Origin of the sequence: Bacillus sp. J33 (assembly GCF_000518885.1) — a bacterium.
Lineage (GTDB): Bacteria > Bacillota > Bacilli > Bacillales > Cytobacillaceae > Cytobacillus.
On the sequence record NZ_JAEL01000077.1, the window covers coordinates 18,763 to 28,862 of the forward strand.

A 10,100-nucleotide genomic window follows, 5' to 3' on the forward strand; every position below is an offset into this window, starting at 1 on the left:
GAGTCTTTGCTTTTTTCATTTGTTTGTATTTGCTGCAGTACAGTCTTGGGAGAAAGCGCTTTAAATTATCGGTGAAATAAAATAAGCTTCCCTGCAGGAGAAGTACAGCGGTGAGTTTTTTCATCCAGCCCTTTTTCTTTTAGCAGTTTTTCACCTATTCCTTTTGCTTCTTCATCATTAGCTGCCTGAAAGGCTTCATCTAATATTTTTTCTCCATCCGGCTCAAAAGCGGTAAGTTTGTAAGTGTTCATTCTGGTAAACTCCTTTATTATAAAATTCAGATAGTTACTATTATTCTTGCATAATTTTTGAAAATGTGCAAAAGATTTTTTCCTGTTAGGGACTAATGGAAAAGAATAATGCTCGTCGTTTATGGAATGCATGTGTGAAGGGAACTAATGGGGAGGAATAGTGCCCGTAGGAAGCGGGAATCCTGTCTGAAGGGAATTAATTGGGAGGAATAGTGCCTGTGGGAGACGGGATTCCGGTCTGAAGGGAACTAATCAGGAGGAATAGTGCCCGTAGGAGACAGGAATCTGGTCTGAAGGGAATTAATCGGTAGGAATAGTGCCCGTGGGAAATGTGAATCCAGTCTGAAGGGAACTAATCAGAAGGTCTAGCACCCTTGGGAGTCGAGAATCCATGGCAGGCGAAATAGCGGAGCAGGGAACAATCAGGGGTAATTAGTACTCTGTGAAACTGGCAACCAGGATTGAAAGAAACTAAATTAAATGATGCTGGCCATCGCAGGCAGATAAACTGGGCAAGGATATGGCAAATTTCTATATTTCTCCGCTCAATTATAGGCTCCATAACCGCCAGCTCATACTCAATTTGGATGGCCATGATGCCTTTATCCAGCCCTTACATAATTTGATCCCGCCGTGAACGCCGAACCCCTTTTTCTGCATTCGAACCGAAACAATGCCACACACTACAACAAATTCCCTCCCCATAAAAAAGTCTCCAATTTTTTATGGGAAATTGAACCTTTTTCACTTTCTGTCCGTATTACAAATAGTAAAGGAGGAGTTAGGAATGTCATTGGAGCTTGAGCATGTTACAAAGCGTTTTGGAAAGTTTACGGCTGTCGATGATTTGTCTTTGGCAATTCCCGAAAGTGAGATGTTTGGGTTTTTGGGGGCAAATGGTGCCGGTAAAACGACTACGTTTCGAATGATTCTTGGATTGCTGGATCCGAGTGAAGGCAGTATTACCTGGAATGGAAGGCGCATCGATTATTCAACGAGTCCGCTGATTGGCTACCTTCCTGAAGAAAGAGGATTGTATCCGAAGCTAAAGGTAAAGGATCAAATTGTATATTTGGCAAAGCTTAGAGGAATGGCTAAGCAGGATTCCCTGAAGGCATTGGATTATTGGCTTGAACGATTTAAGGTGCCCGAGTATGCAAACAAAAAGGTAGAAGAGCTGTCGAAGGGGAATCAGCAGAAGATTCAATTCATTACAGCAGTTATCCATAAGCCAAAGCTTCTGATACTTGATGAGCCATTTAGCGGACTGGATCCGGTAAATGTGGAGCAATTGAAGGAAGCGGTGCTTGAGCTTAAAGAGAGTGGAACGACAATTGTTTTCTCTTCCCATAGGATGGAACATGTTGAGGAATTATGCGAACATTTATGCATCATGCAAAAAGGCAGGCCTGTCGTACACGGTTCGCTTAAAGAGATTAAACGTTCTTTTGGCAAAAAAAATCTTGTCATCCATGCAGATTATGATCTGAACTTCTTGGCAAATGCACCTGGGGTGACTAAAGCAAAGCAGACGGCTGAGGGAATTCAACTGCAGATATCAGGGGAGGAAACGGCAGAAAAGATCTTTATGGAGATTGCTTCAAAGGGCTTTGTCCGTAAATTTGTATTGGAAGAACCTTCGCTGAATGATATTTTCATAGAAAAGGCAGGTGCTTCCTATGAATAATTTTATGACTATTCTTCTTCATACTTATTTAAGCAAGCTAAAAACCAAATCGTTTATGATTACGACGATAATCACTGTGCTGATTGTTGTGGGCCTTGCAAATTTATCCGGCATCATTGACTTTTTTAATAAGGACAGCCAGGAAAAAATTGCGGTCATAGATGAAACGGGTATGCTTTATACCTCTTTGGATGACCAAATGAAGGCAATCAACAATGATATAAGCTTAGAAGCCTTTAAAGGTACGGAGGAAGATGGAGAGAAAGCTGTAAAAGATGGGGAATACAAGGGGCTTTTGCTGTTGTCTCTTGATCAGGAAGAACTCCCGGAAGCAACCTATAAATCCAGAAGCATTGCTGATTCTGCCATCCCTTCCGAATTGCAGAATGGCTTGCAGCAGATAAAAACTCAGATAGCGGCTTCTCAGATAAATCTCAGTCCCGAGGAGCTGGGCAAATTATATGAACCTGTTCCTTTCGAGCAAATAGCGCTGGAAGAAAACGCCAAGACGGAGGAAGAACTGAACCAGGCAAGAGGTCTTGTCTATGTTCTCTTGTTTGTTATCTATTTTGCAGTTATTCTGTATGCAAATATGATAGCGATGGAAGTTGCAACAGAAAAGTCATCCCGTGTCATGGAAATTCTAATTTCCAGTGTTTCGCCTATTAAGCAGATGTTCGCCAAAATATTGGGAATCGGGCTGCTCAGCCTTACACAGATGGCATTCCTTTTATTAGTCGGCTATTATTCAATTAAGCAAAATCTGAATTCAATGGAAGGCGGCTTTTTTGAATTCTTCGGATTTGGGAATATCCCGGCCTCAACAATCGCCTATGCCCTTATCTTTTTTATTCTTGGATACTTCCTGTATGCGACATTGGCAGCTTTTCTGGGCTCCCTTGTCAGCAGGATTGAAGATATCCAGCAGATGATTACACCGATGACTATGATGGTTGTTGCAGGATTTATGATTGCCATGTTTGGTTTAAGCCAGCCGGAAGCTTCATTCGTTACAATTACATCTTACATTCCATTTTTCACCCCAATGCTCATGTTCATGAGGGTGGGCATGCTGACTCTGCCAGTCTGGGAGCCTATCCTGGGCATTGTGATCCTTCTCGCCACCATTGCAGTATTGGCAGTTTTCGGTGCAAGGGTTTATAGAGGCGGCGTATTGATGTATGGGAAATCCAACTCTTTTAAAGATATTAAAAAAGCGCTGCAGCTAACTAAAAATGAGTAATAAAAAAGCTCCGTTCCCAAGCGGAGCTTTTTGTATGGCTGAGAAATGATTAGCTGAACAGTGCCTTTAAGCCTTCAAACGCAAAGTAAACGCCGAATCCAATCAGGGATAATCCGGAAAGGATTGAGATAATGATAATTCCTCTTGATGTCAGAAACTTGCGGAATCCTGTGGTCAGTCCTGCTACAATTAGATCCCAGAGCATAAGCCCCAGAAATATCATCGTACTGTATAAAAAGAGCTCCGTTTTTCCATATGCTGCTGCTGTTTTCGCCAGAACCGATCCGTAAATGCCAAGCCAGAACAGGATAGAAAGGGGGCTGGAAATGGACATAATGAAACCGGAAAAAAAGCATTTGAACAATGAATCCTGGCTTCTGACATAGTTTATGGAGATTTTATTCGCATTCAGAATGCTTTCTGCACCTGTATATAAGAGAATAAACCCGCCAAAAAGCCACAGAAAAATCTGTACGATCGGGGTGTCTAAAAAATGAACAAGGCCGAGATATACAATAAGCATATAAAAGGCATCAGCAAACATGGAGCCAACCCCAACAATCCACGCATGCCAAAATCCATTTTTTATCCCCTTTTCAAGTCTGACTGCATTAACCGGTCCGATTGGAGCTGCTAATGACAGTCCAAGAAACACATAACTTAAATAAATTCCTAGTCCCAAAAATGACCACTCCGCCTATTTATTTTTCCTCGGGTACAAACGAATGCCCTTGGAAAGAGTACTTGTACATTTTTATGCACAAGCCTCCAGGGTTAAAACTGAATGAGGTGTTTCCCATTCATTTTTTAAAGGAAAAGATTATATCTGCATAAATCAATAGGAACGTGCATTCGCTTTTTGTATAAGGTAAAATGAAAGAAAAGGAATGAAAGGAAGTTTACATGAAAAGGGTAACATTTATTCATGCTGCTGATTTGCATCTGGATAGTCCAATGACCGGTTTGAAGCATCTGCCGCCAGCTATTTTCCAAAAGCTTCAGGAAAGTACATTTGCGGCCTTTACTAAAATTGTTGACTCAGCTATAAGCCTCGCTGTTGATTTTGTCATTCTGGCAGGAGATTTATTTGATGGAGAGGACAGGAGCATAAGGGCGCAGACGCGTTTTCGAAAAGAGATGGAGCGCCTGGAGGAATGCGGGATACCTGTTTTTGCGGTCCATGGAAATCATGATCATATGGAGGGCAGTTGGGTTCACATGCAAATGCCTGATAATGTCCATATTTTTTCCCATGAAGTTGAAGTTGTAAAGCATATTGCTGCAAATGGGACATCTGTCCATCTATATGGATTCAGCTATCCGAAGAGACATGTGGCAGAAAGAATGATTAATCAATATACAAGAAAAGACGGTGCAGACTTGCATATTGGGATCCTTCATGGCCACTTTGAAGGAAGCAGTGAGCATGATCAATATGCTCCATTCCGATTAAACGATTTGCTTGAAAAGGGTTTTGATTATTGGGCTCTTGGACATATACATAAACGTGAAATTTTATATCAGCAGCCCCCGGTCATTTATCCGGGAAATATACAGGGCCGCAACCGGAAAGAAACCGGTCCTAAGGGATGCTATATAGTTGAATTGGATGAATCAGGTGCAAAGACAGAGTTCCTGGATGCTGCAGCTGTTATTTGGGAGGAAGCACAAATAGATGCTTCAAATTCCGAAAGCTTTCAGGACATTTATAATGTGTGCAAAAATCTGCTGGAAGAAAAGCGGAAAAGCAGCAAGGGGACAATATTGAACATGACGATAAACAATGTCAGCCTTCCTGTACATGAAGTAAAAAGCATCGCGAATGGTGAACTGCTCGAATCCTTGCAGGAGCATGAAATAGAGGAGGAGACATTCGTATGGATTTCTGCTCTGACGGTGAATGAACAAAGAATGTGGAATAAAGAAAAGCTTGCACATGAATCAGACTTTTTCAGCGAGCTTTTTAAAACAGCAGATATATTTGCAGAGGAAAGTAAAAGTGCTCTGCCATTGTATGAACATCCACTGGCAAGAAGATACCTGAAAGACCTCAGTATAGATGAAAAGCGCAGAATTGCAGAGGAGGCTGAGGAGCTGCTTGTAGATCTGCTGTACAAAGGGATTTAAAAGGAGGCGGGTCCATGAAAATAACCGATATACATATTTATGGATATGGAAAGTTAACAGATTATAGCCTGACAGATATTCAATCTTTGCAGGTGATCTACGGAGAAAATGAAGCAGGAAAATCTACGATTATGTCTTTTATTCATAGTATTCTTTTTGGTTTCCCAACAAAGATTCAGTCTGAGTTAAGGTATGAGCCAAAGGAGGGTGCTAAATATGGAGGCAGGCTTACCGCGTTTTTTCCCCATACAGGGAAGGCCGTAATAGAGCGAGTAAAAGGCAAAGCTTCCGGAGATGTCAGTGTCTTGCTTGAGGATGGAACAAGAGGAGGCGAAGAGCTTTTAAGCGAACTGCTCCACCATATAGATAAAAGCCTATTTCAATCTATTTTTTCTTTTAACATTCACGGCTTGCAAAATGTGAATCAAATGAAGGGCGAAGATTTGGGGAGATATTTGTTTTCAGCAGGCTCATTAGGTACTGACAAGCTGTTTACTGCGGAAAATGCACTTCAAAAGGAGCTGGAGAGCCGTTTTAAGCCAAGCGGAAAAAAGCCAACTCTAAACGTAAAGCTTAAAGAGCTGAAGCAACTGCATCAGAATCTTAAAAAAGCGGAGCAGCAAAATGAACAGTATTGGATGTTGATTGGGGAAAAGAGAAAACTGGAAGAGGATTTAAAACGGATTCAACATGAACTGGATCATTCTCAGCAGGAACTGCTCCGCCTAAAAGAATGGCAGGAATTATCCCCGTTGATTGCGGAGGAAAAAGAACATTTAAAAGAACGGGAACAATATACAGGGGTATCATTCCCGGCAAATGGGCTTGCAGCTCTGGAGAAAATCGAAAGTATGATTCACCCGCTGGAAGGACGTAAAGCGAGCCTGGAAGCCAGAATAAGCACCCTTAATCAGGAACTTGAGAAAAATCAGCCTGACAATGCTGTACTCAACAGTGAGCCTCATATCAGCGCTGCGATTGAAGGACTGCCGCTGCTGGATAAGCTTGAGCAGGAAGAAAGCGAATTATCGATAAAGCTTGCAAATCTTTCAGAAGAAATAGTAACTATTCAGGAAAAACTTCATCTTCATATGGATGAGACACAATTGGATCAAATTGATACGAGTGTATTCATGAAGGATAGGATTAAACATGCTCTAATACGCCAGAGCAGCCTGCAGACAAAGAAGCAGGAACTAGACGAACGTTTTAATGAAGAAAAGGCGGCATTGGAGGATATTGAACGAAAAATAGAAGAACTGAAAAAGCAGCTGCTAACTGAATCGGAACGTCTAGCTATCCAGGAAAAGCTGAACCTTTCAGCAAACAGGCAGTTCATCGAAAAAGAACTGCAGGATACTCAGGAGAGGCTGCACTTCCTTCGAAATGCGGAAGAAAAGGAACGGGAAAATAGAGCAGAAAAAAGGAGCCAGGAAAAGAGGCAGCTTTTTGTTTTTGGAGTTTTTTTTGCAGCTCTGTTTGGCTGGGGAGTATGGAGCCAAACATGGATCCTTGCATTAGCAGGTTTGGCCGGCACAGCCTTTTGTTTTGTCATGGCAAATAAAAAGCAGCCTCAGGTGAATGACAGTTTCATTAAAGACGAGATTGGAGTTCTGACTGAAAAAGAAAGGTCACTGCTGGAAAAATTGAAGCATCCTGAAATTCAGCATGCTTCAGGTTTGGAGGCACAGCTTCAAAGAGACAATGAACTTCAAAGTCAGCTTCGCCAATATAAATTCCAGCTGGAACAGGCAAATGAAAAATATGAAAAAGTTATTGCCTCTTTCGAAAAATGGGAAAAAGAATCGGCTGAACTGGAAATAGAATTGCTGCAGCTGGGGAAACAGCTATATCTTCCTGATGATATCTCCAAAGCCCATTTAGGTGAGGCATTTGGGCTTGTTGAACAGCTTAAATCCCTATACAGGGAAAAGAAATATGCATTAGAAAGAAAGTCAGCAGCAGAAGAGGGAATCAAAGAGAAGCTCAACACTCTTCAAAAGCTAAGAGGCCTTCTGGATGGAGAACCGGGAAGTATCCAGGAGGTTGCCTATCAGCTGAAAAAGAGGCTTAGGGAAGAAACAGAAAAACATATTAAGTTCAACGAAAAAAAAGCCAAGCTTCATGAGCTTAAGGCAGAATACAGTACAGTGATTGCTGAGCTTCGCCACTTTCATAAAGAATATCAGGATCAGCTCGCCCTTGCCGGAACTGAAACTGCTGAAGAGTATTATGAAAAAGCAGAGGAAGCACAGAAATTGGCTGACCTTAATGAGCAGATTAGACAAATCCGCAGGCAAATCAAAATGCACTCCTTTTCTCAGGAAGATATTGATAAATATTCGAATTTTAAAAACGGAGAAATAGCTATTCACTCTCTTACTGAAGAGATAAACCAGCTTAAAGACAGCATCCCTTCTTTGCAGAGCAAACTTGCAGAAACCAATTATGAAATTCAGCTGCTTGAAGAGGGGGGAACATATGCTGAACTGCTTCATAAATTTGCGTTATTGAAATCTGAGTTTGAGGAAGAAGCAAGGGAGTGGGCCAAATATGCTGCAGCAAAGGATATATTAGAAAAAACAATTAGCAGCTTTAAAAATGAGCGGTTGCCTAAAATGCTAAAAAAAGCTGAGGAATTTCTTTCATGCTTAACGGATGGCGTCTATACCCGTATTTTTCCTAAAGAGGAAGGGGCCGGTTTCCTAATTGAAAGCAAAACAGGTGCAGTGTTTGAAGCTAAAGAACTGAGCCAGGCTACTGCAGAACAGATATATGTATCCTTTAGGCTTGCACTGGCAACGACCATTTATGGTAAATATCCATTTCCCATTATTATTGATGACAGCTTTGTTAATTTTGACCATATTCGAACGGAAAGAATTATTACCCTGTTAAAAAATCTTCCAGATCGCCAAGTTTTATTTTTCACTTGCCATAAGCATCTTCTGCCGTATTTCCAGGAAGAACAAATTCAATTGGTTACCAAAGAGAAGCTGCCTGTTTAACTATAATAGGCAGTTTTTTTATTTATGGCTCTGTTAAATTTGCCTGTTGATTTCCGCTACAGGCACTCAAGCGTTCAGCGGGCGGTCCGACGCTCCTCGGTGCATTCGCACCTGCGGGGTCTCCTGCTGACACGCTTCTCCCGTAAGACATTGAATAAGCTTCCTCGAATGAACACCCGTAAGAAAATGCGTTAGCATTTTCGCGGGATTAGCACCTTCCGCTCCAATCAACAGGGTGCTAAAATCAGCAATCAGCTTTAACACAGCATTATTTATAAAGAAAATCTCACAACAATATACAAATATTTAAAAAAAATATGTAAAGATACCTTACACACTTCATGCTTTTTTGTTTTTAATCCTATATGCTAAAAAAAAGAAATCAGGAAGGAGAATACAAAATTGCCAGGGCTCATTCAAATATTGATACTCGCTATTTTTCTTCTGGCAGGAAATCTTGTGGCTGCATTCTTTCGGATTCCACTTCCTGGAAGTGTCTTGGGGATGGTTATGCTATTATCCCTTTTGGTACTTAATATAGTTAAGCTGGAATGGGTAGAGAGAGCAGCATCTTTTCAAATCAAGCATATGTCCCTGATGTTTATCCCCTTTGTCATAGGATTATTTTTATCTCCCTATTTTATTCCTCTATTAGATTTTCATTTCATTTTTGTGCTGATAGTAAGCAGCTTTAGTTGCTTATTAGGAACCGCGTATTCTGTTCAATGGTTTGAGCAATTTAGGAGGAGGAGCAATAAATGAGTGCTTTCTTATTCAACAGCATAGGCTGCACTTTGATGACTCTTTTAAGTTATCTCGCTAGCCTGCAAGTTTTCAGCAAGTTTAAGAAAAGTTGGCTTAATCCCCTGTATACAGGAACAGCCATTTTGATTGTTATACTTCTTTTGTGTAACATCCCTCTTTCTGTCTATCAAAAAGGGAGCAGTTTATTTGAAATCCTTTTGCAGCTGTCGGTCGTTTCTTTTGCTGTTCCTTTATATAAGGAGTGGCCACTATTGAAAAAACATTTTAAGAAGATATTCTCTGGAGTGTTTAGCGGAACCTTTTTAGGTATTTTTTCGATTTACATTATGTCCCATGTTTTTCATTTTAGTCAGGAAACCATGGCATCTCTTATACCGCGTTCAGTAACGCTACCAGTTGCCTTAACCGTATCGGATGGCTTAGGGGGTACCACTGCCTTAACTGTTTTCTTTGTATTGTTTTCCGGGATCTTTTCGGTTATGTTGGGCCCGAAGCTTTTGAAGTTGCTGGGAATACAGAGTAAAGCAGCAAAAGGGCTTGCAATGGGCACCTCAGCACAAATGCTTGGGGCAAACCGCTCTCTCATGTGGGGAGAGGAAGAAGGGGCGATGGGATGTATAGCGATGACAACCTCTGCCATTTTGCTTTCATTGTTCATTCCGGTGTTGCTGCTTTTTCTGTAAAAAACTAGAAAGCCCATTCATCAAGTGATATGCTCCCCTTTAGGTAGACAGATTAAAAATAAAAATCTGGCTGCTTATGGGGGAGTATTTATTATGTCTAAAAGATCTTACTCTGCAGAAGAGAAATACGAGATATTAAAGGAATTAGACGAGCATTATTCAACATATGAACTTGAGTCAAAATATAACGTGCACCCTTCAACGATTTTGGAGTGGAAACACAAGTATGATAAGTGTGGTTTTGAAGGTCTAAAAGAGTCTTCCACTTGGAAAAAGTATTCCAAGGAATTGAAGCTAGCTGCCATTAGAGATTGTCAGTCTGGGGAGTATTCTATA

Annotated in this window: 9 protein-coding genes; 7 read left to right on the forward strand and 2 right to left on the reverse strand. The window is 41.0% G+C overall.

Going from position 1 to position 10,100, the window contains the following annotated elements; translation table 11 throughout:
* Window positions 1-65: 65 nt before the first annotated feature.
* Window positions 66-251, reverse strand: a complete 186-nt coding sequence (locus tag L634_RS0119990; protein ID WP_026583971.1) for a YhzD family protein — start codon at window positions 249-251, stop codon at window positions 66-68.
* A 787-nt stretch (window positions 252-1,038) separates the two neighbouring features.
* Here L634_RS0119990 and L634_RS0120000 point away from each other — a divergent pair.
* Window positions 1,039-1,938, forward strand: a complete 900-nt coding sequence (locus L634_RS0120000; RefSeq protein ID WP_026583972.1) for an ABC transporter ATP-binding protein — start codon at window positions 1,039-1,041, stop codon at window positions 1,936-1,938.
* The gene (locus L634_RS0120005; protein ID WP_026583973.1) at window positions 1,931-3,181 is read left to right on the forward strand and encodes an ABC transporter permease; all 1,251 of its coding nucleotides are present in this window, start codon (window positions 1,931-1,933) and stop codon (window positions 3,179-3,181) included. Before L634_RS0120000 ends, L634_RS0120005 begins: the two co-directional genes overlap by 8 nt.
* A gap of 49 nt (window positions 3,182-3,230) precedes the next feature.
* Here the strand turns inward: L634_RS0120005 and L634_RS0120010 are convergent, their stop codons facing one another.
* Complete coding sequence (locus tag L634_RS0120010; protein ID WP_026583974.1) at window positions 3,231-3,863, reverse strand: LysE family transporter; 633 nt, start codon at window positions 3,861-3,863, stop codon at window positions 3,231-3,233.
* Window positions 3,864-4,084: 221 nt separating this feature from the next.
* Here L634_RS0120010 and L634_RS0120015 point away from each other — a divergent pair, with 221 nt between their 5' ends.
* From L634_RS0120015 to L634_RS0120035, 5 genes are all read left to right on the forward strand, one after another.
* A complete protein-coding gene (locus L634_RS0120015; protein WP_026583975.1) occupies window positions 4,085-5,308 on the forward strand; it encodes a metallophosphoesterase family protein in 1,224 nt (407 codons plus the stop codon).
* A 14-nt stretch (window positions 5,309-5,322) separates the two neighbouring features.
* Complete coding sequence (locus L634_RS0120020; protein WP_026583976.1) at window positions 5,323-8,316, forward strand: ATP-binding protein; 2,994 nt, start codon at window positions 5,323-5,325, stop codon at window positions 8,314-8,316.
* Window positions 8,317-8,739: 423 nt separating this feature from the next.
* Window positions 8,740-9,078 (forward strand): CidA/LrgA family protein, encoded by a 339-nt coding sequence (locus L634_RS0120025; protein ID WP_269521651.1) that lies wholly within the window; start codon window positions 8,740-8,742, stop codon window positions 9,076-9,078.
* A complete protein-coding gene (locus L634_RS0120030) occupies window positions 9,075-9,764 on the forward strand; it encodes an LrgB family protein (protein WP_026583978.1) in 690 nt (229 codons plus the stop codon). The genes L634_RS0120025 and L634_RS0120030 overlap by 4 nt, the downstream gene beginning before the upstream one ends.
* 93 nt (window positions 9,765-9,857) lie before the next feature.
* On the forward strand, window positions 9,858-10,100 hold a 243-nt coding region (locus tag L634_RS0120035; protein ID WP_026583979.1), incomplete at its 3' end, for a helix-turn-helix domain-containing protein.

What these genes read in the sequence shown, in the direction of transcription:
- L634_RS0120030 (WP_026583978.1), top strand. Translation starts at nt 9,075, where the DNA reads ATGAGTGCTTTCTTATTCAACAGCATAGGCTGCACTTTGATGACTCTT.
- L634_RS0120005 (WP_026583973.1), top strand. Translation starts at nt 1,931, where the DNA reads ATGAATAATTTTATGACTATTCTTCTTCATACTTATTTAAGCAAGCTA.
- L634_RS0120020 (WP_026583976.1), top strand. Translation starts at nt 5,323, where the DNA reads ATGAAAATAACCGATATACATATTTATGGATATGGAAAGTTAACAGAT.
- L634_RS0120000 (WP_026583972.1), top strand. Translation starts at nt 1,039, where the DNA reads ATGTCATTGGAGCTTGAGCATGTTACAAAGCGTTTTGGAAAGTTTACG.
- L634_RS0120015 (WP_026583975.1), top strand. Translation starts at nt 4,085, where the DNA reads ATGAAAAGGGTAACATTTATTCATGCTGCTGATTTGCATCTGGATAGT.
- L634_RS0119990 (WP_026583971.1), bottom strand. Translation starts at nt 251, where the DNA reads ATGAACACTTACAAACTTACCGCTTTTGAGCCGGATGGAGAAAAAATA.